This is a genomic window from Pseudonocardia sp. N23 (genome assembly GCF_002583555.1).
GTDB lineage: Bacteria > Actinomycetota > Actinomycetes > Mycobacteriales > Pseudonocardiaceae > Pseudonocardia.
In genome coordinates this window covers 12,712-35,383 of sequence record NZ_BEGX01000051.1, presented here as the reverse complement: position 1 = coordinate 35,383, position 22,672 = coordinate 12,712, and the positions used below count along the sequence as shown (strand labels likewise).

The window sequence follows — 22,672 nt, the reverse complement described above, 5'->3', positions numbered from 1 at the left end:
CCGTCGCCGACCAGCTCCAGAACGTGTCGTCGCATCGAGCGGTCGTTCCACCGACCCGGTCGGGACCGATCCGGGGGCAGGCCGGGTCGAGGGCAACGTCTCCTCGGTCCGTCCCCGTCCGTCGGCCCACCGACGGCTCGTTCTTGACCGCTCATTCTTGGTGCAGGAGGTGATCGAGCTCGGCCTGCAACTCGTCGATTCGAGCGTGGAGCACCGCGAACTCGGCGTCGACCAACGCCGTCCCATCGGCTCCGGCGCAGCCGTGGTGATCGCGCCCGTCCCGACCGTGCGCACATCCGCGCCGATCGACACCGGCGGTGTTCTGGTCGCCTGTCCCGTCGTGCGGGTGCTCGAAGTGGCGCAACGGTGAGTCGTCGCCACTCACGGTCAGCCCACGCTCGCCGGACAGCGCGGCGAAAGACGCGCCGGTGAGCACAGGGTGGCCTTGGGCGCAGTCTCGGCACGACGGGGTCAGCTGGCACCACCCGGCCCGGCCCTCAGCCGTGTGGACGAACACCTCGGCGGCCCATCCGCATCGACACGGACCCATCCACACCCGACGAACCCGCTGTCGCGCATAACGCAAGCCCAGCTCGTGGCGACGGTAGCGCCCCGATGCCGCGACCTCGATCACGACGGCTCCGCTGTTCTCTGGTGCGGAGGTCAGGTCACGTGCAGCATCCCGCAAATGAAAGCAGTAGAAGCCGCACTTGCACATCCTGTTCGGTACCGGATGACTGGAATCGTTCAGGCACACCGCGTCGTCGACGGCCAGATAGACGATTCTCTTCCCGGCGCCGACTCCGCTGAACGCCGTTCGCGCACCGTTCGAGGAGACCACCGGATAGGCGATCTTGTAACCGGTCAGGGCCGTCTCGGAGCTCTCGTGTGCGCCGGACCTTCCGATCACGACCCGATCCGCGCGCCAGCGGTCGCCGGCGCCGGGACCGTCATCATCACACCCTGCGCCATGGCGTCAGGGTTTTCGCTCATTCGGGAGGCCGCGAGTGTGTCGTCAGAGATTGCACCCGGCTCGGAGCCGGTCGGTGTGAACTCCACCTGGTCCTCCGCGGTCCCGTCCGCGATGTGCTTTCCGAGTTTCATGATCTCCTCCTTGGATTGATATTGCGATGGCGCGGCTGCTGTCGCCGCAATGGAGCTGTGTGGTGGCCGTACGGGTACCCCCCCGCGCTGATCGCGGCGGTGCGCCGCACTCCTGACGAGCTCCGGGCCCGCGAGGGGGAACCACGTCCGGTCGCTGCGTGGTCGATCGTCGTCCGGTCGGCTGCGGCGCGCGGTGGCCGAGGTGTCTCACCCGACGGTGATCCTGACTGTGGAACTGCCACATCTGCTTCGTCGTGCGGTCGCGTCCGATCCGCATCTCGACCTCGATCACGGTCAGCGCGGTCACGAAACCGGGCAGGCGAGCGCCACCGTCATGTTCTCTTTCATGACTTCCTCTTTCAATCGTATCGTGACACGATACTAAAATATCGCGACCTGATGCAAGTGGGAGACGTGGCAGTGAGCCCAGGCCGGCGGACTGCTGGAACGGGTACGCGACAGCGAAGACGCGCGGACCGTGCGATTGCGCCTCACGGAGTCGGGAGAGCAACGGATCATGCAGCCAAGCGAGCTTCACTTGGTCGAACTGGGTCGCTCGGAGCCGATGCTGCGCCACCTCCTCGCCAGGCCCGTCCAAGGCTGGACACGACATTGCTGCTGAGCCGTCGCTGCCCGGCTGAGCGGGAGCGACTGGCGCGTACAACAGCTCACGACACAGACCGAGTTGTCCGGCTGACGGGGGTCACGTCAACACTCGCCGGCCAGCACTACCGGGCTTGACCTCTACGTGGGCGCCGACTGGCTCTTCTCACCACTCGATGGACCGGGCATACCCTCACGCGGCGGTCGCGGCGACCCGTGGGGTGCTTCCGTTCCCGTCCGAGCGACGTCGTCGGGTCGCTCCGGTAGGAGGTGGCCACCCTCGTTCTCCCACGCAAGCTCCGGTGAGGAGCTCCGGCCCGACGGGGCCGGCACGAGGTGGGTGAGGTCATGGTTCACCGGGCGGCCCTGTGCGCATGCGTTCATCGCCCTGTCCCCTTCAGCTCGTCAGCTGTGTTTTGCGACGGTGAGCAGGACGGTGGAGTCCTCGAGGGCGTCGAGGCTGTGTCGTGCAGCGGGCACGGTGAGCAGGTCCCCGGCCAATCCTTCCCACCCGTCCGTACCGGCGCGTAAGCGCACCCGGCCGTGCAGGACGTACACGGTGGCGTCGCCGGGACCGTCGTGCTCGTCGAGGCCGCGGCCGGCGGCGAGCGCGATCAAGGTCTGGTGCAGCACGTGTTCGTGGCCGCCGAACACGGTGCGTGCGCTGCGCCCGCTGGAGGCGGCCCGGGCCAGCTCCAGTTGTTCGCGGGTGAGGGCGGTCAACGAGGCCTTCTGTGACATGGACGTACACCTTCCGAACGTCGTGTCCGTGGTTCTCGGGTGGGTGGTTGTCGGAGGGCTCGGCGGTGGCCGAAGAACTCGTGGTCGGGGTTGTAGCCGCCGTAAGCGCCGCCGAGCTCGGCGAAGTCGGCGACGAACTCGATGCTGTCGATCCATTCGACGTGTTTGAACCCGGTGGATCTCGGTGGCCATGGACACCCCGCCCCACTCTGCGATGCCGGCCCAGCCCTGGACGCAGAAGTGCTGGGTGACCGACCGCGGCCAGGGGATCGGCGTGACCGTGCTCGGACGTGCCGGGTAGGTCAAGGCATTCGGTGCGGACGGACGGCTGACGGCAGCGCGGTGCCATCACAACTCGACGAGGATGTGGCCGAGACCGCTCGTCGACCGGCTCGACGCTGAATCGCCGACGGTCGGTGCGCCGCTGCGAGGTCGCACAGGCCAACCGTGCCGTGCCCGTGCCCGGCGCCGCGACCATCGGTCGCACGCGGGCGAGATGAACGCTGTTCTCCGGATCGGGGAACCGCTCGACCTGCGCCGACCACGCCGCGGCCAGCGCAACGACGAGATGGTGCGCTGCGCCGCAGCTGAGCAACAGGTCGCGCCCGTCAGCGACGATCGTGATGAGGTGCCGGTCCGGGTCGGCGAACAGATCCACACCGTCGGTGGTGCCGGCACGCCACCGCCACGGCAGGGAGCTGTACACCGACGGTGCCCGCGCCGCGGACCCGACTTCCCGACGCAGGCTTGCCGGATCGGGAAGGACAGCCCGCACAATGATCGACGCCACAGCTTCGCTCATCTCTGCCCGGTCACCGCCGACGGTGCGGCCGAACCGGGCGCCCTCCCGCCCAGAGGGCGGTGTCGGGCAGCACGAGCAGGCCCATCTCGTCGTCGGCGACCATCCCGGTCGCGTCGAGCAAGACCTGCCCTGCCGAGGGTGAGGCCAGCCGTCACCGCGCCATGCAGTGTCCCCATTTCGGTCAGTGGCAGGGGTCCGGTTTGTCGGATCAGGCCGACCGGGCCGGGAGGCCCGACAGCGGTGGCCAGGCCAGGCCCTGCGCGTGTGCGAAGCGGCCGTCAGCATGGCGCACACACTCGTCATCCCCGTCCTTCGGCCGCTGGCGACTTCTCGCTGCGGGCGCCCACCAGGGTCTGGGGTGTCGTCATTGATGATCGGCCGGCGCAGTGCCGGACGACCAATCTCGCTCGATCGGGCCCAGCCTAGCCCCCAGCCACGACACCTGCAGACTTCTCGACGGCCTGGGCGAGCACGATCGCGTCGCCCGCCAGGGCGCCAGTCGATCGCCGCCATCGCGAAGAGTTTCGGGATCTCCGAATCTGGACTGACTGTTGCGGACCGTTTCACAGCGGGCCTGCGCATGATGCCGTTGCTGAAGGCGACCGTGATCGGCTGTGTCGACCCGCGTCGGCCCGACCGACGTCCTGGGAACCGAGCCGGGCGAGGACGCTGCGATCCGCAACGTCGGCGGACACATCACCCCGGCGGCGGTGGCCGGTGAAGCTCCGTGCGGTGAGACAGGCCGCGGGTGGCGATCTCGTGCCCGGGTGAGAGCTCGTGGTCCTGCCCCGCAGCGACTGCGGGATCACCCGGCTGGAGGGTCGGCCGGAGATGCTGGCTGCCTGCTTCGACGTCGGGGAGTCCGGTCTCGTCGAGACCGTCGTGGCGCCGTGACCTCCGGCCGGGAGCTGGTCGAGCGCAACGCCCGCTTCGCCGCCGACGACTTCGTCGAGGTCAGCATCACACTCACGACCGGGGTGAGAGCCCGACGAGTCCCGGGTCGAAGCCGGCGCGCGCCACGATCGACGCCGCCGCGGCGGTGACGATCAGACCGGCGTCCCGCTCCTGGCCGTTCGCCAGCACGATCGCCGCGCTGTCGGGGCCCTCGCGGTGCGCCATCAGGAAGTCGTAGAGCAACCAGTCGAGTGCGCATGCCACGGCGAACGGGTCGGCGCCCTCCGACTCCGCTCCCGCCATCACCGACCGGAGCGCATCGCGGTGTTCCTGCCGGGCAGCATCCTTGTTCGTGCCCGAGCTGTCGAACAGCAGTGTCGACAGGGTCAACGGGTACCGCATGCCGGATTCCGTCCGCACGATCCATCGGCCGCCGGCCCATGGCCTGTCGGGATCGACCTGGACCATCTCCCCGAATCCACCGACCATACCCACCACGGGATCGTCGAGCTCGCCGTCGAAGGGGGCGGGACCGAGCAGGTCCAGGGGAAGCCTGGCCCGGATGGAGAACAGTGCCGCGGTGCCGATGATCTGGCCGGCTCGGACGTCCGTAGCGATGCCGGTGAGCTCGACCGCGAGCGCGAACTCGTGACAGAGCCGGTCCAGGGCGCGGTGCAGCTCCAGCAGCCCCTCCCGCTCCCCGTGATCGGCCGGGCGGCGCCCGCCGCCGAGAAGATCTCCGAACCGCTCCGCGGCGATGATCAGCGCGTCGTCGAGGGCGGCCAGGTGTGTGGCGACCAGCCGGTCCGCCTCGTCGTCGTCGATCACCAGTGCCTGCAGCGTGCTCGGCCGCCCGTCCGGGGTCGCCCACCGGAAGCCGATCTGGCCGTCGGACTGGAGGATCCGTGGCCTCACCGGGAGCGCTCTTCGCCGAGTCGCTGATTGGTGACGCGCAGCTGGCGCACGGTGCCGGCCTCCAGCGCGCGAACCTGGCGCGGTTCGAGCCGGTCGCAGACCTGACCCCAGTGCACAGCCACCTCGTCACCGACGGCGAGATCCGGCACCGCGCTGTACCCGTCGACCCGGACCGACACCCGGGTCACCGCGGGTGCGGACATCGTGAGCATGCCCGAGCGGATCTCGAGCTGCCGGGACCGCACCTGCGCATCGCCCTCGTCGCGGGAGAGCACGGTTCCCCAGGAGATCCGGCAGCTGTCCAGGACGTGCAACGGCTGATCGTCGTGTCCCGTGCCGAGCAGCCGGGACCACGGGTAGACCCCGAAGACGTGGAAGCAGTGGTTACCGGCTGCCTCCCGCAGCAGCTCGGGGGACAGGTGCGCCCAGTAGTGGCCGGCCTGCGGACCGATGACGGCGAGCAGCTCCGTGCCGAACTCCTGCGGATCGAGATCGGCCCCGACACCCCCGCCCAGCCAGTACGACTCGACCAGCCGGTGATCCATCGGGTCCTCGATCCCGGTCATCCGCGAGAGCACCTGCAGGTAGGGCCAGGCGCCGGAGAACCGTCTCGCGGCCGCCCGCACGTCGGCGTCGGAGCCGCGCCGCAACGCCGCGGCGTCCGGTGGACCGCAGTAGCCGAGCGCGTTGGGTGCGAAGGCGTAGCGCGCGAACAACTGCGTCCCGCGCGTGTCCGTCCCCGCTGTGGCCGTCACGACAACCCTGCCTGCCCCACCAGCGCAGCGGCGTCGCGGTGCAGCCGACCGAAGTTGTAGTAGGCCGCGCACGCCCCCTCCGGCGACACCATGCAGGTGCCGATCGGGGTCTCCGGGGTGCACGCGGTGCCGAACACCTTGCACTCCCACGGTTTGAGCACGCCCTTGAGCACCTCGCCGCACTGGCAGGACTTCGGGTCGGCCACCCGGATGCCGGGCATCGCATACCGCAGCTCGGCGTCGAACTCGGCGAAGTCGTCGTGCAGCTTCAGCGCGCTCTGGGAGATGAAGCCGAGCCCGCGCCACTCGAAGTGCGGGCGCAGCGCGAACACCTGTCCCATCAGGGCGAGTGCCGCGGGATTGCCCTCCGGGTGCACCACCCGCGAGTACTGGTTCTCCACCTCGCAGCGGCCCTCGTTGATCTGCCGCAGCAGCATCGCAACGGAGGCGAGGATGTCCAGCGGCTCGAACCCGGCGACGACGATGGGCTTGCCGTAGACCTCGGGCACGAACCGGTAGGGCCGGTTCCCGACGACGGTCGAGACGTGCCCCGGACCGAGGAACCCCGACAGCCGCAGGTCGGGTGAGTCCAGGATCGCCTTGATCGGCGGCACGATCGTGACGTGGTTGCAGAAGACGCTGAAGTTCGTGACGCCCAGCTCGCGGGCCCGGACCAGCGTCACCGCCGTGGACGGCGCGGTGGTCTCGAAGCCGATGGCGAAGAAGACGACCTGCTTGCCGGGGTTGTCGACGGCGAGCTTCAGCGCGTCCAGGGGCGAGTACACGAACCGCACGTCCGCGCCGCGGGCCTTGGCGTCGAGCAGGCTTCCGCCGGATCCCGGGACGCGCATCATGTCGCCGAAACAGGTGAAGATCACGTCCGGCTGCCCGGCCAGCCAGATTGCGTCGTCGATCCGGCCCATCGGTATCACGCACACCGGGCAACCGGGACCGTGCACCAGCTCGACGCTGTCCGGCAGCAGGTGCTCGATGCCGTGCCGGTAGATCGTGTGGGTGTGCCCTCCGCACACCTCCATGAACTTGAACTGCTCGCCGTCACCGGCGGCGGCTGCGAGCTTCGTGATGGCCCCCAGCAACGCCCGGGCGGCCGCCGGGTCGCGGAACTCGTCGACGAAACGCATGGTGGACTCCGTAGTCAGATGATCGAGACAGTCAGATGATCGACGACGTGTCGAAGGCGTCGATCTCGTCGTCGTAGGCCGTACCGAGCTTCTGCACCGCTGCCAACGTGAGCAGCGCCTCGGTCTCGTCGATCTTCGCCATGGCGAACCCGACGTGGACCAGCACCCACTCGTCGGGTTCGGGCATGTCCTTCTCCAGCAGCCGCACACTGATCGTGCGCTGCACGCCGCTGACGTCGACCTTCGCCAGGAAGTTCACCGCGTCGGTGATCTCCACGATCCGTCCCGGAATTCCCAGGCACATGGTGACAAGTCCTCTCTCAGCAGATTCGCGGCAGCGGGTCGCCGACGAGCATGTCGACGATCCGGGTGCCGCCGAAGCCGGTGCGGAGCACCACGGTCGCCTCCGGCTCCGCAACGACCGTGCCGATCTCTGCGGCACCGTCACCGAGCGGCTGCGATCGCAGCGCCGTCAGGCCGGCCTCGGCCTCGTCCGGTGCCACGACGGCCAAAAACTTGCCCTCGTTGGCGACGTAGAGCGGGTCGATGCCGAGCATCTCGCACGCCCCGTTCACCACCGGCCGCACAGGGAGCCGCTGCTCGTCGAGCACGACACCCAGACCGCTGGCCTGAGCCAGCTCGTTGCAGACGGTCCCGACACCGCCACGGGTCGGGTCGCGCATCCACCGGGTGGACGGAGCAGCCGCCATCAGTGCCTCGACCAGCGGGCTCACCGCCGCCGTGTCCGAGCGGATGTCGGCCTCGATCGCGAGATCGCCACGGGCGAGCATGACGGCCATCCCGTGGTCGCCCATCGTCCCGGAGAGCAGGACCTTGTCTCCGGGGCGCACCGCGGCCGCCGACAGCTCCCGTCCGGCCGGCACGACACCGATGCCGGCGGTGGTGATGAACAGCCCGTCGGCCGCGCCCTTCGGCACGACCTTGGTGTCGCCCGTGATGATCTGCACGCCCGCAGCGGCAGCCGCGGCGGCCATGTCGGCGACGATCTCCTTGAGCTCCGCGATCGGGAAGCCCTCCTCGAGCACGAACGCCGCCGAGACCCACGACGGCACCGCTCCGGCCATCGCCAGGTCGTTGACGGTGCCGTGCACGGCCAGATGCCCGATCGAACCACCGGGGAAGCGCAGGGGCTGCACCACGAACGAGTCGGTGGACATCGCCAGCCGCTCGCCGCTGGGCAGCGTGACCACGGCGCCGTCGCCGAGCGACTCGAGCAGCGGGTTGCGGAACGCCTCGACGAACACCGCGTCCACCAGCGCCGCCGACGACTTCCCGCCCGCGCCGTGGGCCAGCGTCACGATCTCGTCGCGCAGCCGCGGTCGGCGCCTGCGGAACGCCTCGATCCGGTCGATGACCTCACCCTCGGCGAAGGTCGGACCTGACGACAGGTACTCGCTGACCGTCCCGCTCATGACTCGTCCGTCCCGTGCTCGTGCACCGTGGCCCACAGCTGATAGCCCAACAGCGCTTGCGACTCCTGGATGCGGTGCACGCTCTGCGAGCGAACCACGAAACACACGTCGACATCGCGGCTCGCGGCGAACTGCCCCCCGTCGTAGCCCGCGAAGCCGACGGTGTACATGCCGCGCCGCTTCGCTTCCCGCAGCCCGGCGGTCAGATCGGCAGAGCTGCCGCTGGTCGACATCGCCACCGCGATGTCCCCGGCGTCGCCCCGGGCGATCAGCTGCCGGGCGAACACGAGCTCGAAACCGACGTCGTTGCCCAGAGCGGTGAGGATCGCCTGGTCGGCGGTCAGCGACCAGGCAGGCAGCGCGCGCCCCTCGGGAGGACGGGCGAACAGGGCGGCCAGCGTGCCGGCGTCGGTCGAGCTTCCGCCGTTCCCGAAGGTGAACAGCCGCCCGCCCGCAGCGAACCGCCGCGCCATCTCAGCGCCGGCTGCCGCCAGCCCGTCCGCGCCTGCCTCCAGCGTGGCCCGGCGCAACGTCGCGCTCTCGACGGCCTTGGCGCGCGCCGACGCCGCGAGGTCGGCGAGCAGGGGCTGGGGGTCACGTTCCTGCGCATCGATGAAGGGGTAGAGGAAATCGGTCGCCTCTCCGGCCCCGGTCGGCTGTGTCATTCGCCGTCCTCCTCGCGCACCGTGCTGATCGCCATGCCCGCGTGTACGAGCAGGAGCTGGCCGGGCTCGACCGGCTCGACGAGCACGGTCGCGACCGACTCGATGCCCTCTGCGGTACGGACCCTGGCCGATCCGGACCTGGACGGCGACACGACCTCGCCGAGCCTCCCCTCGTCGCTGCACGTGATGCACACCTCGTCGGTGCACTCCGCGGGATCGGCCACCAGCAGGCCGGGGTGCTCGAAACACACGTGCGTCAGCTCCCAGAGCAGGTGGTAGAGCAGCACGAACCCGCCCGTCGCCGGCACCCGTGGGTCGGGATCGTCGATCCACAGCACGTGGTCGGCCGCGCCCGCGGGCGGCCGCGCTCCGCTGCCGATCCAGATCGTGGTGGCACCCCAGGCCGGAGCCCGACGCATGATGGCGCGGACCTCCGCGTCGGCTGCACTCGCCACCGCGACCACGATGTCGCCGGAGCGGACCGACACGCGGGCGGTCCCCACGAGGTCCCGTCCGGTCAGCGCCACCGCGGGCAGGGCCTTCTTCCCCACGATCACCGGGTGCACGAACTCGACGGCGATGTGCTGCGCGTGCGGTTCCCATGCCGGCGCCAGGCACCACATCGTGGCACCGGCCGAGAACCCACGGGCCAGTGCGAACGACGCCGCGGCGAGATCGGCCGACAGCCCCTCGTCGAGAGCCTGGTCGACCACGGTCGTCATGACGGAACCACCCCTTCGTCGCCGAAGACGCCGTACTCGGCCATCGTCGCGAGCGTGAGCCGCGCCGAGTCCTCGTCGATGCGGCTCAGCGCGAACCCGGCATGCGCGATGGTGTACTCACCGACCTGCAGGTCCGGCAGGTAGGCCAGGCAGAGTCTCTTCACCTCGCCGGGGAACTCCACCCGCGCCATCCGGGCGCCGGACTCCTCGTCCCAGATCTCCATCACCCGTCCCGGGATTCCCAGACACATCGCTCAACCCTCCTGATCCGACGCCGGATCGGCTGTCGCCGCCAGCACCGACACCGCAGCTTGTCCGAGCGCCAGGCCGCCGTCGTTGGGGGGCACCAGACGGTGGGTCAGTACCTCGTACCCGGCCGCTGCCAGGCGCCGACGGCATTCCTGCAGCAGCAGTACGTTCTGGAAGACCCCGCCGCTGAGGCCCACCGTGCGCACGGTCCCGCCCACCTGGCCGACCACCGTCACGACCGCGGCCGCCACGGCGACGTGGAACGCTCTGGCGAGCTGCGCAGGCGCGAGTCCGGCGCGCAGCGCCCTGACCGTGTCCCGCACGAGCGGGGCCGCATCGATCGAGCCGTCGGCGTGGACGGCCAGGCTCGGCCACGCCACGTCCACGGCGAGGTCGTCCGCCTCGGCGGCCAGTACCTCCAGCTCGATGGCGGCCTGGCCCTCGTAGCCGGTCCGGTGGCGGACGTCGAGCAGCGACGCGACGGCGTCGAACAGTCGCCCCATGCTCGTGGTGGGGACGCATCCCACTCCCGTGTCGAGCTGCGATCGCAGCGCGGCGAGCTCCGCGGGCACGGCGGCACGGACCGGCGCCAGGTCGTCGGTCCACTCGACGCCGGCTGCTCTCGCGTGGGACAGCGCCATCAGCCAAGGATTGCGCACGGCGTGGTCCCCGCCGGGCAGCGGGACCGCTGCGAGGTGCCCGGCGCGGACGAACCGGTGGCTGTCGCTGCCCAGTACGAGTATCTCGCCGCCCCACACGGTCGCGTCGTTGCCGTAGCCGGTGCCGTCGAACGCGACGCCGATGATCGGGACGCCGAGCCGCCCGTGCTCGGCGAGCAGGGACACGATGTGCGCGTGGTGGTGCTGGACGAGGTCCAGCGGGCGGTCGCCGGCGTGGCGCTCGGCCCAGGCGCTGGTCAGGTACGAGGGGTGCAGGTCGGCGACGAGCCGCGCGGGCGCGCCCCGGAGATCGCAGAGCTGGGCGACGGACCGCTCGAACGCCTGCAGCGTCTCCAGCGTGCCCATGTCCCCGACGTGGGCCGAGCAGAACGCCCGCCGCCCGTCGGTGAGGCAGAAGGTGTTCTTCAGCTCGGCGCCGACCGCGAGCACGGGGGGCCCGTCGAGCCGCAGGTCGACCGGCAGCGGGGCATAGCCGCGCGAGCGGCGGATCGGCAGTTCGTGGCCGTCGACCACCCGCACGACCGAGTCGTCGCACGGGACGTGGATCGGCCGGTCGTGGTCGAGCACTCCGTCGCACAGCGCGGGCAAGCGGTTCGCCGCGTCCTCGGTGGTGAAGCAGATCGGCTCGTCCGAACGGTTCGCGCTGGTCAGCACGACCGCCTCCGGGGCGGGAGCGTCGGCGCCGGGCACCGGGGCAAGTAGGAGGTGGTGCAACGGCGAGTACGGCAGCACGATCCCGAGCAGCGGACTGCCAGGTGCGACGCCGTGGGCCACCGGCGCGCCGCGCCGGCGGCGCACGAGCACCACAGGGCGGGCGGGCGAGCACAGCACCGCCGCCTCCGCGGAGTCGATCTCGGCGTACCGGCGGGCGACGTCGAGGTCGCGGACCAGCACGGCGAACGGCTTGCCACCGCGGGCCTTGCGGGAGCGCAGGTCCGCCACCGCGGACTCGTCGTGCGCGGCACAGGCAAGGTGGTAGCCGCCGATACCCTTGACCGCCACCACGCGGCCGGAGCCGATCGCGCGCTGGGCCGAGGCGAGCGCAGCGTCGGCGCCGGTGACCCGGTCTCGTCCCTCGGCTGGCCCTTGTCCGTCGGTGAACCACAGGGAGGGCCCGCAGTCGGGGCACGCGACGGGCTGCGCGTGGAAGCGCCGGTCGGCGGGATCGTGGTACTCGGCGGCGCAGCGGTGGCACAGCTCGAAGTCGGCCATCGTGGTGTCGGGCCTGTCATAAGGGAGTGCCCGGATGATGGTGAACCGCGGGCCGCAGTTGGTGCACGTGATGAACGGGTGCCGATGGCGGCGATCGACGGGGTCGAACAGCTCGCGCAGACAGTCGTCGCACACCGCGACGTCCGCCGGGACGGCGGTCGCCGCGCCGTCGCCCGCCCGGCTCGCGACGATCCGGAAGGGCGCATCGCGATCCGGCTCCGGCGGTACGTCCGCCCAACCGACATCGGCGATCGCGGCGAGGGGCGGCGCCTCGTCGCGCAGCCGCCGGACGAACTCGTCGATCGTCGGGGCCGCACCCTGGACCTCGATGAACACGGCGGCGGAGTCGTTGCCGACCAGCCCCCCGAGGCGAAGCTCGCTGGCGAGCCGGTGGACGAACGGGCGGAAGCCCACGCCCTGGACCACCCCGGTGACGGTGAACCGGCGGCGCGTCGGTGCGAGTTCCACAGCGGTGGCGTCCATCAGTGCCGCCGCCAGATCACGACGCGGTTGTTCCCGGAGTCGGACACGGCGAGGCGGTCGCCGTTCAGCGACAACCCGTACGGCCAGCAGAGTGTGTCGTGCTCGACCGCGGTCCACCGGTTCTCCCCGTTGGTCGCGAACGTCGGCTGTGCCAGCACGTGGTCGGCGCCGCGACCATCGGAGGGCACGCCGTCCCAGAGCAGCACCCGGTTGTTGGCCGTGTCGGCGACTGCCAGCCGCTCGTCCACACCGGGCGTCCCGTCGAGGCCGACCGCGTAGGGGAACCGGAAGCGCTCGTTGGTGTGCGGCCCGTACGGCCACTCGTCGGCGCCGTCGAACCCGCTCTGGCCGAGCACGAACGTCGCAGGAGCGTCGGTGTCGGGCAGGGGCGACCAGCCGAGGAGCCGGTGGTTGCCGGCGTCCGCGACGAGCAGCAGATCATCGCGTCCGGCGATGTCGTGCGGCCAGCGGAAGCTCGCGGCTCCCGCCGCCGCGCCGCGGTTCTCGTCGCGCGCCGCGGGGTCGGGCTGGCCGAGCAGCACGTCGGCCGGGCGGCCCGGCTCCGGCAGCCCGCCGTCCCAGCCGAGCACGCGCCGGTTGCCGGTGTCGGCGATCCAGAACCGGTCGCCGACCATGGCGATCCCGAACGGCCAGTACAGGGACGACGCCGAGCAGGTGCTGCCCCCGTTCGGCTCGACGGAGCCTGCGTCCGGCTGCCCGAGCACCATGTCCGGTGCCACGTCGTCGGTCCGGGGCACCTCGTCCCAGACGAGGATGCGGTGATGCCAGGCATCGGCTACGACCAGCCGCCCGTCGTGCACCAGCACGCCGGTGGGGAGGTGCATCCCGCGCTCCGGGCCCCGCCCGCCTGCAGCGGGTCCCTCGGTCGTGCCGTCCGGCTGCCCGAGCACGACGTCGGCCGGCTGTTCGTCGGTGTCGGGGACACCGTGCCAGATCAGCAGGCGGTGGTTGCCGGAGTCGGCGACGATCAAATGGTCCGCATCGAGGAAGACCGCACGCGGCGAGTACATCCACGCCATCGACGGCGCCGCCTGCGGCAGCGCGAGCCCACCCGTCGCCGGTGCGCCGAGCCAAGTCTCCGGCTTCCAGCCGTCGGCAAGGCTGACCCCGGGCTCGGGGTCGAGCCGTGCGGGTCTGCCGCCGACGTTGTGCCGGACGGTCAACCGGCTCATGTCCCGACCCGGATCCACACCTGATCATCGTCCACCCGCATGGGCAGCTGCTCGAGCTGGGCGCCAGGAGAGGAGAGGCACTCACCCGATGTCGCGTCGTAGCAGAACCCGTGCCACGGGCAGGTCAAGGTCCCACCTGCGGTATCGATCAGCGCATCGTCGAGCGGCAGGCCCTCGTGCGCGCACTCGTTGCGGTACGCGGTGAGCCGCTGGTCGAGATTCACCACGATCACCTGCGCCTCCGCGCCGGACTCCGAGGTGAGGTCGAACCGGCTGATGGCGCCGTCCGGTATGGCGTCCGCGCTCGCGGCGCGCACCCAGCCCTCCTTCGCCGGGTCGGGCCCGACCCACAGTGCGTCGACCGGGATCAGCGTCGGGGAGGGCTCGTTGGGCAGCACCTCCACCGCCGTGACGGACGGCACGCCCTCGATCATGGCGCTCTCGACGAGGTTGCGCAGGGTCACCGAGGACATGGAGCACCCGTTGCAGGCGCCGGAGAGCCGGACGAACGCGGTGCCGTCCTCGATGCGGACGAGCGTGACGTCGCCGCCGTGGCTCTGCAGCTGCGGGCGCACCTCGACCAGCACCCGGTTCCCCAGCGTCATGGGGTCCGGCCGCACGATCTCGTGCAGGGACAACAGCAGGTGCACGACCGGGTCGTCGACCAGGTCGAACAGCACCGGCCGGGCCCCGTCGTCGGCCTTCATCCGGCGCACGATCGTCACCAGACCCGCCCGGTGAACGGCCTCCACCGCGGCCTTGAGCTCCTCGGCGACGGACCTGGCCGCAGGCTCCAGCTCCGCGAGCGCGCTCACCGCCCGGTCGACGCGGCCGGCCAGCTCCTCGAAGGTGGGGTCGGCCCCGGTCGCGGCGGTCGGCGTCGCGTTCGGTGCAGTGGTGGTGTCCGCCGATGTCTCGGCGACGGTCGTCGACATGGTCGTCTCCTCGTCAGTCCTGCGGGCGGTCGGCAGATCGATCGGCGGTGCGCGCGAGCGCGGCCTCACGGGCGATCTCGTCCAGGACACCGCGCACGGCGCGCACCGACTCCTCGTCGGTGTGCTCCTCGAAGAGGAAGCGCGCCTCGTACAGCCGCGCCTTGGCATCGTCGAACATGCCGAGGTGCGCCAGCACATTGCCCTGGTTCGCGAGGACGCGGGCCCGGCCGAGCGGGTCGGTGTCCCGGTCGCGGGTCTGCAGCACGCCCTCGTAGAGCTCGACGGCCTCGACGAGGTTCTCGGCCTGGTGCTTCGACGGGGTGTAGACGAGGGAGTTGGCGAGGTTCAGCTGCAGGCTCGCCCATTCCGCCGGATGGTCCTCGCGGGTGTAGACCGTGAGCGCCGACCGCAGCGACTGGGCGGCGATGCCCAGTCGCAGCTGGCCGGATGCCTCGGTCATGGGCATGGTCAGGTAGGCGGTCGCCAGTCCCGCGTGGGCCGCTGCCCAGGTGGTCGGGGCCTCCTCGCTCTGCACCAGCTGGAGGGTGGAGTGGTAGTGCGGGATCGTCGCGGCGAGCAGCTCGGGACGATCCCGGGCCTGGTCGTGCAGGGCACCGGCGAGGCCGAGGTGGATCTCCGCCCGACCGATGCGCAGGTCTGATGCGTCGGCGAGCAGCTTCAGCGCGCGTTCGAACCGTTCGACGCAGGCCTGGTTGTCCCGATCGCGCAGGATCGAGCCCGCCGCCCCGTGGAGCAGGCCGGCCAGTGGCGGCGACACCGGTTCTGCGGACGCGACGGCCCGGTCCAGTAGTGCGACGGCGGCCGCGTCGTCGCCCGTGCCGAGCGCTGCGGTGGCCTGGGCGGACAGCACCATGGCCGCCAGCTCGCCGTCGAGCGATCCGACGGCGGGGGGCACGTCGCTGCGGCCGAGTACGAACTGCACCAGATCGACGAGCGGGCCGAGTGCGCCGAGCTCGGCGCGCAGCGCGTCGGGGTCGGCGGCGTCCGGGTCGAGGACGAAGCGGTTATACCGCGTCAAAGCGTCTCCGGGGCCGTCGACGTCCAGCGCGGCGAGCGCGCCGTCCCGGTTGCCGGCCAGACTGAGCTCGTGGGCACGCAACGCCGCCGGCCAGCGGTCCGGCAGCCGCCCGGCAACCAGCTCGCGGCGGGCGGCATCGTTCTCGTCCCCACCCGGGACGAGCAGGTAGCCCAGCGGGAGCGGGAAGGCACCGAGCGGTTGCGGCCGGACGGTGGAGATCGATGTGTCGAGCGGTGTGGTGGTGGGGGACGGCGCGGTCAGTGCATCAGCCATTCAACGGTCCTCGAAGGTCTCGTTCGGCGGCGCGCTTGATCAGGCTGGCCGAGATCTGCGCGCGAGCCTCGGTCGGATAGGTGTCGATCCGTTCACGGACGATCCCGTCCTTGAAGACGACGACGATCTCCACGGCCCACCGTCCGTGCTCGGGCACGACCAGTACCTGTACTTCCTCCGCCTCGTCGGGGGGCACAGCGGATCACGACCCCCGCTCCAACGGAATGCGCAGCGCTGCCTGCTCGTCGTCCCAGTGGGCGGTCCGGCGGCCGATCGGCACCTGGTCGCCCAGGCCCTGGTCACCGAGCATCTCCCGAACCAGCACGGAGCGATCGCCCGCCGGGTTCCGCTGCTTGAGCAGGAGGCCGCCGCTGCGCGGACCGCGCAGCGGGATGAGCCAGAACTGGCCGTCGCGGACCGCGGCCACCGCGGCGTCGGACGGGAACCGTGCCGCGGCGAGCTCCGCGTCCAGCCGCAGATAGCCGTCTGCGGTGAACTCGACCGTGGCGTCGCCCGTGTCGGGTTCGGGCCGCAGCGGGGCCAGGTACTCGCGTTCGACGATCTCGATCACCTGCTCCAGCGCGGCTGTTGCGGTTTCGGACAGTTCGGTCCCGAGCGCGACGTCGGCGACCTCGACGAGGAAGACGGTGATGTCGGTGGGGCAGTCGCGGCCGAGGGCCCAGCGCGCGAACGCGATCGCATGGTCCCACCGGAACGAGTGGGTGTGCAGGCCCTGCAGCGGAGGCAGCTCCTCCAGCTCTGCGCCGGGCACCCGGAACAGGGTGCCCGGCGCAGAGCCGGTGGCCGCGGCGTCGACGATCACGACGCGCTCGGCGCCACGCATCTGGAATGCGACGTCCATCCCGGCCGTACCGCCGTCGACGAGCTTGGCGCCCGACGGAACGCCGCGCTCCCAGAGGTGCCGCACGAGCACCGGCCCCAGCCCGTCGTCACCCCGCAGGAGGTTCCCGCAACCGACGACGAGCACCGCACATCCGGGTGGCTCGATGTCGACGGCGGAAGCCGCCTCGGTGACGTGCTGTTCTGCGGACGTCGGGATCACACCATTCCGTTGATCACGAACTTGGAGAGTTCCCGGCCCGACTTGCCGTCGTAGGCGTGCACCGTGCACACCAGGCAGGAGTCGAAGCTGCGTGCGACGTGCCCCAGCTCGACAGGGTCCTCGGGGTCGATGATCGGTGAGCCGACCAGCGCCTGTTCGATCGGGCCGAGGACCTCGGCGCCGTCCCGGGGGCCGATGTTCCATGCCGTCGGGGTGACCACCTGGTAGTTCTTGATCTTGTTGTCCTCGATGACGATCCAGTCGGACAACGAGCCGCGGGCGGCCTCGGTGGAGCCGAAGCCCTTGCCGTCGGCGTGCTCGACGGGCTTGGTGTAGAAGCTCTCCTTGAGGTCGATCTGGTCGAGCCACTGCCGCGCCCACTTGTAGTACTTGGGCGCCTCGTGCATGCGGGCCAGCTGCCGCACGAACACGCTCGCACCGATCTTGCCCACCATGTCGACGAACAGACCGTCATTGTCCTGGTGCGCCGCGGCACCGGGACCGCCTGCCGCCATCCGGCGGGCGAGCGGGCCGGCCTCGAGCGGGATGTAGCCCCGGCCCGGAACGTCGTAGCGGGGCGACTTGGCCCAGCTGTACTTGCCCTGCTTCGCACCGTCCGCGGGGTCGATCGGGTTCGTCTCGCCCTCGAAGGGGTGCAGCGAGCCGGTGCCCTCGTAGAACGAGTGCGTGACGTCCTCGGTGACCCTGGCCTGGTCGAAATCGTGCCACTGGCCGTCGGCGTACACGCCCTGCCGTCCGATCAACGCGGCGTTGCGGCCGTCGATCGTCGGGTTCTCGTACATGGACGGCTCGAAGTAGGTCCCGGTCGCCAGGAAGTTGCCGACGCCGCGGCCGTACTTGTCCAGGCCGACGTCGAGGCAGTAGCGGATGAAGAACCCGCAGTCGCTGTTGTAGTGCGACTCGTTCTCGTCGACCCAGGCGAGTACGTCCTCCCAGGTCTTGTTGGCGAGCCACCGGTCGACCGAGCAGCCGAGCCAGTGCTTCTCGAGCCAGTTGTCCTTCCAGTGCTCGAGGATCGCGATCGAACGGGTGACGTCGGCCAGCGTCGGGGCGCACATCACACCACCGGGGACCATGAAGCTGGAGTGCGGCCACTGGCCGCCGAAGATGGCGTAGACCTCGACCGGCTTGGCCGACAGCACCACGCCGGGCTGGTAGCTGGTTCCGACGTACGGCGCGAACCGGCGGACGGCCTCGGCGTACATCGTCGACTTGGCGTAGTTCTTGTTGGTGAGGTCGATCGCGAAGAGCGCGTAGAAGTAGCGTGGGATCGACTGCAGGGTCTCCATCGCCTGGCAGATGTTGCGGATCAGCGTGGCGTTGTGCGGCATGTGTGTGCGCCACGCGGTGTCGAGCGCGTACGCCGACTTGTACAGGTGACTACCGCCGCAGATCCCGCAGATGCGGGGACAGACGATGAGCCCGGCCTGTGGGTCCTTGCCCCGCAGGATGATCTCGAATCCGCGGAACATCGCGGCTTCGGTCCAGGCCGACGTGACGACGCCGTCCTCGATGGTCACTCGTACGTCGAGGTCACCCTCGACGCGGCCCAGCGGGCTCACGTGCAGGTCGAGCGCGGTCATGGTGGAGTCCTTTCGGGACGACCGGGGTTGCAGGGAGGGGCGTCGTCAGACGACGAACATGTCCTCCTTGGACCACTGCGGTGCCGCGATGCGCGCTGCCGCGGCGTGGGCCATGTACGTCAGGTGGTCGCTGCCCTCCGGCACCTCCTTCGGGATCGTCCCGCTGACCTTCTGGGTCTTGAAGACGGTGCCGGGAGCGAGGTCGAAGTGGGGGAACTCGGGCTCGGTGCATCCCAGGCAGGGCATGCCGGCACGGGTCTTGGACGACTGCCGGTTCCACAGGATCCGGTTGCACGGCGAGTGCGTCATCGGGCCGCGGCAGCCCATCTCGTAGAACAGGCATCCGGTGCGGGTGCCCTCGCCGAAGGAGTAGGTCGACTGCTTGTACTCGAAGAACTGGACCCGCGTGCACCCGGTCTGTGTGAACGACTTGAAGAACGTCTCCGGTCGGTGCAGGTCGTCGAGCTTGATGTCGCCTGCCCGCCCCGTGGCCAGTGCGACCAGGATCTGCGTGATCCAGTCCGGGTGCGCGGGGCAGCCCGGAATGTTGATCACCGGCAGGCCCATCTTCGAGGTGAAGTCCGGGCCGAGGAATCCGCCCTTGGCGCGCTTGTGGAACTGCAGCCCCGTCGAGGCGGAGGGGTTGGGCTCCATCGCCGGGATACCGCCCCACGATGCGCAATCTCCGATCGCGACGACGATCTGGGCCTGCGCGGCGAGGTCGACCACCCAGTCCTTCATCGGGCGGTCTGCGAACATGTCCATCCGTCCGCTGCCATCCGGTGCCTCGATCACGGAACCCTCGAAGACGAAGATGTCCAGTGGTCGCTCACCGTTCGCGCAGTCCCAGAACACCTTCTGTGCGTTCTTGCCCAGCTCGAGGCCCAGTGACGGGTGCCAGACCAGGTCGAGCCCGAAGTCGACGATCAGGTCGACGACGTTCGGTTCCTCGGCATTCAGGAACGACATCGTGTTCCCGCTGCACGCTCCTCCTTGGAACCACAGCACGGAGGCCATGGGTACTCCTCTCCTTCGGATCCGCATCGACGCGGGCCGCAGTGGTCGGAGGCAGCGAGGAACGCTGCCGGCGTCAGGTCGAGCCGATTACGGGATGGTGGATCAGGGCAGCTTGCGGCCGAGGGCCTTCGCAATCTGGATCAGCAGGCCGAGGCCGCGCGCGACGTCCGGGTCCTTGAGTGCGCGAAGAAGGCCGAAAACGCCGGCCGGTGCGGACGGGGTCCTCGCGTCCGTCTCAGTCGCCTCCACGAGTGCCTCGCCCATGAGCTCGAGCGTCGTGGCGGTCCGGGGGTCGGTCATCAAGGTGGAGCTGAGCAGACTGTTGAGGGTGGGTGTCGCGCCGGCGAGGCTCCCGGAGAGGCTGGTCAGGCTGGACAGCAGGGCCTTGACGTCGACGCCGGCCAGCGGGGACGGCGTGGACCCCGCCGCGCCGCGTAGGTCCCTCACACCGTCGACGACGGCCTCGGTGATGGTGTCGCCGCGGCGGAGGAAGCCGTCGAGGCCGCTGACGAGCAGAGCGAGTAGATCCGCATGATCGAGGAGCTGGCCGAGCGCCGACGCGGTCCCGGGATCGTCCAGGCGCTCCAGCAGGTCGCTGCCCGGGGAACGAGCTACGAGTTGACCGTTCACGGCCACGTGAGCCTCCTCCGTCGGGTGGATCAGAGTCAGTGAGCTAGCACACAAGCTAGGCAGATTCGTCTGCTCGGCCTATCGTTTCCGCGCAGCGACTATCAGGATCGCGAGGAGATGGTGGCGCCGTTGCGAGCTTCCGGCGATCATCCTTGCCTTATGGTGCTCACGCAGGCTCACTTCGGTGGCGCGAGGTGCTGTCCGGCATGACCTCGAGGCTCACGCGATTCCGGTACATCGACGCCCGGCGGACCGCGGGCCCGGTCCGCCGAAAGGTCCGGTCTCGCGGTGTACCCCCTGCGCTGGCCGGCCACGAGATCTTCTACACCGAAGACGTCCGGTCAGCAGCCCAGATGGTGGGCAAGGTGCTCTCGCCGGGTTCGCTCACGCTGGCCGACCCCGTGGGAGACGGTTTCGCGGCGAGCCTGTTCGGCGTGCGGCTACGTGACGTCAGCATGCTCTACCTCGACCTGACCGTTGCCGCAACGCTCGACATCCCGGTCCTCGGCCCGTACTTCACGATCTGCATGCCGACGAACGGGCGGGTCATGTGCCGCGGACCTGACAGCACGATCGAGGCGAACACGGTCCAGGCACTGGTCACGAGCCCCGGACCCGGCGTGCGGCTGGAGTTCGGCCACGACTCGCCGGTTCTCGTGATCCGCATCGAGGAGCCCCCACTGGCGGCACACCTCACGAGGCTGATGGGCCGCACACTGCCACATCCGATCGCGTTCGAGCCCGCATTCGACCTCGCGGAAGAGGCGGCGATGCGATGGAACACCGCGGTGCAGCTGCTGCACGCCGAGGTGTACTACACAGGCTCGCTGGTGCAGCGCGGTCAGGGGATCGGTGCGATCGAGGAACTGCTGATGAGCAGCCTCCTGCACCTGCAACCATCCAACTACCAACGCGAGTTCATGACGCCGGCCGTGCGGGCCGAGCGCCGGGTGATCAGGGAGGCGACCGACTTCATCGAGGCGCACCTGAGCGAGCGCATCACCATGGAGATGATCGCACGCAGCGTCCACCTGAGCGTACGATCCGTTCAACAGGCCTTTCACGACGAATTGGGCCTCAGCCCCGTCGCGTACATCCGCGAAAGGCGACTGACGCGTTCCCGCGAGGAACTCACCGATGCGCTGCCCACCGACGGCGTGACCGTCACCAGCGTCGCTCAACGCTGGGGCATGAACCACCTGGGCAGTTTCTCGGTCGAATACCGCAAGCGATGGGGCGAGTCGCCGTCGGAGACGCTGCGCAGGTGACATTTCCGCCGGTACAGTCCGCCGAGTCCAGGAGGCCGTCGTGCACGAGCTGTCGATCTGTCGCGCCATCACCAAGCTCGTCGAGTGCCACGCTGACGGCAGCACGGTCCGCATCGTCCGGCTCCGTGTCGGTGAGCTTCGCCAGATCGTGCCGGACACGCTCGCCTACTGCTGGGGGCTCGTGACGGAGGGGTCTGATCTCGAGTCGGCGGCGCTCGAGATCGAGCGAGTGCCCGCGGCGATCCGCTGCGCCGGGTGCCGGCACGTCCACACCCTCACCGAACCGATCCTCGTCTGCCCCGAATGTCAGGGCCGAGACGTGGAGATCGTCTCCGGCGAGGAATTCCTCATCACTTCTCTCGACCTCATGGAGGTATGACGATCGTGGGCCGCTTCCACCGACACGACGAGAGCGAGCACGGGCACGGGCATGGGCCCGACGCGCCTGTCGGGGACCATTCCGGATATGCAACCGGGACCGATCGGATCGAGATACTCGAACGCATCTTCGACGAGAACGACCACACGGCGGACGCGAACCGGAGGGACTTCGACCAGGCTGACGTCCTGGCCGTGAACCTGATGTCGTCCCCGGGTGCGGGCAAGACCGCCCTCCTGCGCGAAACACTCCTCCGTCTGCGAGACCGCCTGCGGGTCGGCATCATCGAGGGCGACATCGAGACGAGCATCGATGCCGACCGCCTGACGGGCCTCGGAGCGGAGATCGCCCTCCTCAACACGGCGAACGGGTTCGGTGGTGAGTGCCATCTGGATGCCCCGATGGTCCGCTCGGCCCTCTCCCGGCTCCCGCTCAGCAATCTGGACCTGGTCATCGTCGAGAATGTGGGGAATCTCGTGTGCCCGGCCGAGTTCCATGTCGGCGAGCACAACCGGGCCATGGTCTACGCGATCACGGAGGGCGAGGAGAAGCCGCTGAAGTACCCTGTGATGTTCCGATCCGTCGATCTGGTGCTGGTCAACAAGGTCGACCTCCTTCCGCACCTCGAGTTCAGCATCGAGGACTTCTACCGCAATCTTCGGAATGTCAACCCCAGAGTCGAGGTCATCGAGACGAGCGCACGAAACGGCGCCGGGCTCGACCTCTGGTGCTCGTGGCTGACCGCGCGACACGCGGAGCTCGCCGCCGCGCGGGCTCGTCCCGCGAGCGCAGCGCGTATCTCCCCGAGCGTTTCCCCGCATGGGTGATCCGAGACACCGTTCGATCCTTCGCTCCTGCCAAGCGGCCTTTG

The 22,672-nt window shown here is 69.9% G+C and carries 23 protein-coding genes; 3 read left to right on the top strand and 20 right to left on the bottom strand.

Translation table 11 applies throughout. The features are described from left to right. Nucleotides 1-151 precede the first annotated feature (151 nt). From TOK_RS31700 to TOK_RS13245, 20 genes are all read right to left on the bottom strand, one after another. Nucleotides 152-910, bottom strand: a complete 759-nt coding sequence (locus TOK_RS31700; protein WP_141566383.1) for a hypothetical protein — start codon at nucleotides 908-910, stop codon at nucleotides 152-154. Beyond that, nucleotides 907-1,104 (bottom strand): hypothetical protein, encoded by a 198-nt coding sequence (locus TOK_RS13335; protein ID WP_098958173.1) that lies wholly within the window; start codon nucleotides 1,102-1,104, stop codon nucleotides 907-909. The genes TOK_RS31700 and TOK_RS13335 overlap by 4 nt, the downstream gene beginning before the upstream one ends. Before the next feature lie 1,008 nt (nucleotides 1,105-2,112). Further along, nucleotides 2,113-2,448, bottom strand: a complete 336-nt coding sequence (locus TOK_RS13330; RefSeq protein WP_098958172.1) for a cupin domain-containing protein — start codon at nucleotides 2,446-2,448, stop codon at nucleotides 2,113-2,115. Nucleotides 2,449-4,216: 1,768 nt separating this feature from the next. Continuing rightward, nucleotides 4,217-5,059, bottom strand: coding sequence for a hypothetical protein (locus TOK_RS13325; RefSeq protein ID WP_098958171.1), 843 nt, complete (start codon nucleotides 5,057-5,059; stop codon nucleotides 4,217-4,219). After that, nucleotides 5,056-5,814: a DUF6390 family protein gene (locus tag TOK_RS13320; protein WP_098958170.1), complete on the bottom strand. Its 759-nt coding sequence runs from the start codon at nucleotides 5,812-5,814 to the stop codon at nucleotides 5,056-5,058. Before TOK_RS13320 ends, TOK_RS13325 begins: the two co-directional genes overlap by 4 nt. Next, nucleotides 5,811-6,956 carry a hydrogenase formation protein HypD gene (gene hypD, locus TOK_RS13315; RefSeq protein ID WP_098958169.1) on the bottom strand — a complete coding sequence of 382 codons (1,146 nt, stop codon included), beginning with the start codon at nucleotides 6,954-6,956 and terminating at the stop codon, nucleotides 5,811-5,813. The genes TOK_RS13320 and hypD overlap by 4 nt, the downstream gene beginning before the upstream one ends. Nucleotides 6,957-6,987: 31 nt before the next feature. Then, nucleotides 6,988-7,260 (bottom strand): HypC/HybG/HupF family hydrogenase formation chaperone, encoded by a 273-nt coding sequence (locus TOK_RS13310; protein WP_098958168.1) that lies wholly within the window; start codon nucleotides 7,258-7,260, stop codon nucleotides 6,988-6,990. Between the two features lie 16 nt (nucleotides 7,261-7,276). Further along, entirely contained in the window at nucleotides 7,277-8,389 is a 1,113-nt protein-coding gene (gene hypE / locus TOK_RS13305; RefSeq protein WP_098958167.1) for a hydrogenase expression/formation protein HypE, read from the bottom strand. Further along, the gene (locus TOK_RS13300; RefSeq protein ID WP_098958166.1) at nucleotides 8,386-9,054 is read right to left on the bottom strand and encodes an SIS domain-containing protein; all 669 of its coding nucleotides are present in this window, start codon (nucleotides 9,052-9,054) and stop codon (nucleotides 8,386-8,388) included. The genes hypE and TOK_RS13300 overlap by 4 nt, the downstream gene beginning before the upstream one ends. After that, the gene (locus TOK_RS13295; protein ID WP_098958165.1) at nucleotides 9,051-9,776 is read right to left on the bottom strand and encodes a HypC/HybG/HupF family hydrogenase formation chaperone; all 726 of its coding nucleotides are present in this window, start codon (nucleotides 9,774-9,776) and stop codon (nucleotides 9,051-9,053) included. The genes TOK_RS13300 and TOK_RS13295 overlap by 4 nt, the downstream gene beginning before the upstream one ends. Continuing rightward, entirely contained in the window at nucleotides 9,773-10,027 is a 255-nt protein-coding gene (locus tag TOK_RS13290; protein WP_098958164.1) for a HypC/HybG/HupF family hydrogenase formation chaperone, read from the bottom strand. Before TOK_RS13290 ends, TOK_RS13295 begins: the two co-directional genes overlap by 4 nt. 3 nt (nucleotides 10,028-10,030) lie before the next feature. Further along, nucleotides 10,031-12,400, bottom strand: a complete 2,370-nt coding sequence (gene hypF, locus TOK_RS13285; RefSeq protein ID WP_098958163.1) for a carbamoyltransferase HypF — start codon at nucleotides 12,398-12,400, stop codon at nucleotides 10,031-10,033. Then, nucleotides 12,400-13,593, bottom strand: a complete 1,194-nt coding sequence (locus TOK_RS13280) for an NHL repeat-containing protein (RefSeq protein ID WP_098958162.1) — start codon at nucleotides 13,591-13,593, stop codon at nucleotides 12,400-12,402. Before TOK_RS13280 ends, hypF begins: the two co-directional genes overlap by 1 nt. Further along, nucleotides 13,590-14,528 carry a NifU family protein gene (locus TOK_RS13275; protein ID WP_098958186.1) on the bottom strand — a complete coding sequence of 313 codons (939 nt, stop codon included), beginning with the start codon at nucleotides 14,526-14,528 and terminating at the stop codon, nucleotides 13,590-13,592. Before TOK_RS13275 ends, TOK_RS13280 begins: the two co-directional genes overlap by 4 nt. A 13-nt stretch (nucleotides 14,529-14,541) precedes the next feature. Next, a complete protein-coding gene (locus TOK_RS13270) occupies nucleotides 14,542-15,840 on the bottom strand; it encodes a hypothetical protein (RefSeq protein WP_216361969.1) in 1,299 nt (432 codons plus the stop codon). Further along, a complete protein-coding gene (locus tag TOK_RS13265) occupies nucleotides 15,833-15,973 on the bottom strand; it encodes a hypothetical protein (protein ID WP_216361968.1) in 141 nt (46 codons plus the stop codon). Before TOK_RS13265 ends, TOK_RS13270 begins: the two co-directional genes overlap by 8 nt. A 69-nt stretch (nucleotides 15,974-16,042) precedes the next feature. Further along, entirely contained in the window at nucleotides 16,043-16,903 is an 861-nt protein-coding gene (locus tag TOK_RS13260; RefSeq protein WP_098958160.1) for a hydrogenase maturation protease, read from the bottom strand. After that, nucleotides 16,900-18,507, bottom strand: a complete 1,608-nt coding sequence (locus tag TOK_RS13255) for a nickel-dependent hydrogenase large subunit (RefSeq protein ID WP_098958159.1) — start codon at nucleotides 18,505-18,507, stop codon at nucleotides 16,900-16,902. Before TOK_RS13255 ends, TOK_RS13260 begins: the two co-directional genes overlap by 4 nt. A 45-nt stretch (nucleotides 18,508-18,552) precedes the next feature. Further along, a complete protein-coding gene (locus TOK_RS13250) occupies nucleotides 18,553-19,524 on the bottom strand; it encodes a hydrogenase (RefSeq protein WP_098958158.1) in 972 nt (323 codons plus the stop codon). Nucleotides 19,525-19,626: 102 nt separating this feature from the next. Next, complete coding sequence (locus TOK_RS13245) at nucleotides 19,627-20,160, bottom strand: DUF1641 domain-containing protein (RefSeq protein WP_098958157.1); 534 nt, start codon at nucleotides 20,158-20,160, stop codon at nucleotides 19,627-19,629. A 200-nt stretch (nucleotides 20,161-20,360) separates the two neighbouring features. Here TOK_RS13245 and TOK_RS13240 point away from each other — a divergent pair, with 200 nt between their 5' ends. The 3 genes from TOK_RS13240 to hypB are packed head-to-tail and all read left to right on the top strand — an operon-like array spanning nucleotide 20,361 to nucleotide 22,628. Next, nucleotides 20,361-21,422 carry an AraC family transcriptional regulator gene (locus TOK_RS13240; protein ID WP_098958184.1) on the top strand — a complete coding sequence of 354 codons (1,062 nt, stop codon included), beginning with the start codon at nucleotides 20,361-20,363 and terminating at the stop codon, nucleotides 21,420-21,422. Nucleotides 21,423-21,462: 40 nt separating this feature from the next. Then, a complete protein-coding gene (locus tag TOK_RS13235; RefSeq protein ID WP_098958156.1) occupies nucleotides 21,463-21,801 on the top strand; it encodes a hydrogenase maturation nickel metallochaperone HypA in 339 nt (112 codons plus the stop codon). Further along, entirely contained in the window at nucleotides 21,798-22,628 is an 831-nt protein-coding gene (hypB, locus tag TOK_RS13230) for a hydrogenase nickel incorporation protein HypB (RefSeq protein WP_253258366.1), read from the top strand. Before TOK_RS13235 ends, hypB begins: the two co-directional genes overlap by 4 nt. Nucleotides 22,629-22,672 lie beyond the last annotated feature (44 nt).

What these genes read in the sequence shown, in the direction of transcription:
- TOK_RS13335 (WP_098958173.1), bottom strand. Translation starts at nt 1,104, where the DNA reads ATGAAACTCGGAAAGCACATCGCGGACGGGACCGCGGAGGACCAGGTG.
- TOK_RS13330 (WP_098958172.1), bottom strand. Translation starts at nt 2,448, where the DNA reads ATGTCACAGAAGGCCTCGTTGACCGCCCTCACCCGCGAACAACTGGAG.
- hypD (WP_098958169.1), bottom strand. Translation starts at nt 6,956, where the DNA reads ATGCGTTTCGTCGACGAGTTCCGCGACCCGGCGGCCGCCCGGGCGTTG.
- TOK_RS13310 (WP_098958168.1), bottom strand. Translation starts at nt 7,260, where the DNA reads ATGTGCCTGGGAATTCCGGGACGGATCGTGGAGATCACCGACGCGGTG.
- hypE (WP_098958167.1), bottom strand. Translation starts at nt 8,389, where the DNA reads ATGAGCGGGACGGTCAGCGAGTACCTGTCGTCAGGTCCGACCTTCGCC.
- TOK_RS13300 (WP_098958166.1), bottom strand. Translation starts at nt 9,054, where the DNA reads ATGACACAGCCGACCGGGGCCGGAGAGGCGACCGATTTCCTCTACCCC.
- TOK_RS13295 (WP_098958165.1), bottom strand. Translation starts at nt 9,776, where the DNA reads ATGACGACCGTGGTCGACCAGGCTCTCGACGAGGGGCTGTCGGCCGAT.
- TOK_RS13290 (WP_098958164.1), bottom strand. Translation starts at nt 10,027, where the DNA reads ATGTGTCTGGGAATCCCGGGACGGGTGATGGAGATCTGGGACGAGGAG.
- hypF (WP_098958163.1), bottom strand. Translation starts at nt 12,400, where the DNA reads ATGGACGCCACCGCTGTGGAACTCGCACCGACGCGCCGCCGGTTCACC.
- TOK_RS13280 (WP_098958162.1), bottom strand. Translation starts at nt 13,593, where the DNA reads ATGAGCCGGTTGACCGTCCGGCACAACGTCGGCGGCAGACCCGCACGG.
- TOK_RS13275 (WP_098958186.1), bottom strand. Translation starts at nt 14,528, where the DNA reads ATGTCGACGACCGTCGCCGAGACATCGGCGGACACCACCACTGCACCG.
- TOK_RS13270 (WP_216361969.1), bottom strand. Translation starts at nt 15,840, where the DNA reads ATGGCTGATGCACTGACCGCGCCGTCCCCCACCACCACACCGCTCGAC.
- TOK_RS13255 (WP_098958159.1), bottom strand. Translation starts at nt 18,507, where the DNA reads ATGACCGCGCTCGACCTGCACGTGAGCCCGCTGGGCCGCGTCGAGGGT.
- TOK_RS13250 (WP_098958158.1), bottom strand. Translation starts at nt 19,524, where the DNA reads ATGGCCTCCGTGCTGTGGTTCCAAGGAGGAGCGTGCAGCGGGAACACG.
- TOK_RS13240 (WP_098958184.1), top strand. Translation starts at nt 20,361, where the DNA reads ATGACCTCGAGGCTCACGCGATTCCGGTACATCGACGCCCGGCGGACC.
- hypB (WP_253258366.1), top strand. Translation starts at nt 21,798, where the DNA reads ATGACGATCGTGGGCCGCTTCCACCGACACGACGAGAGCGAGCACGGG.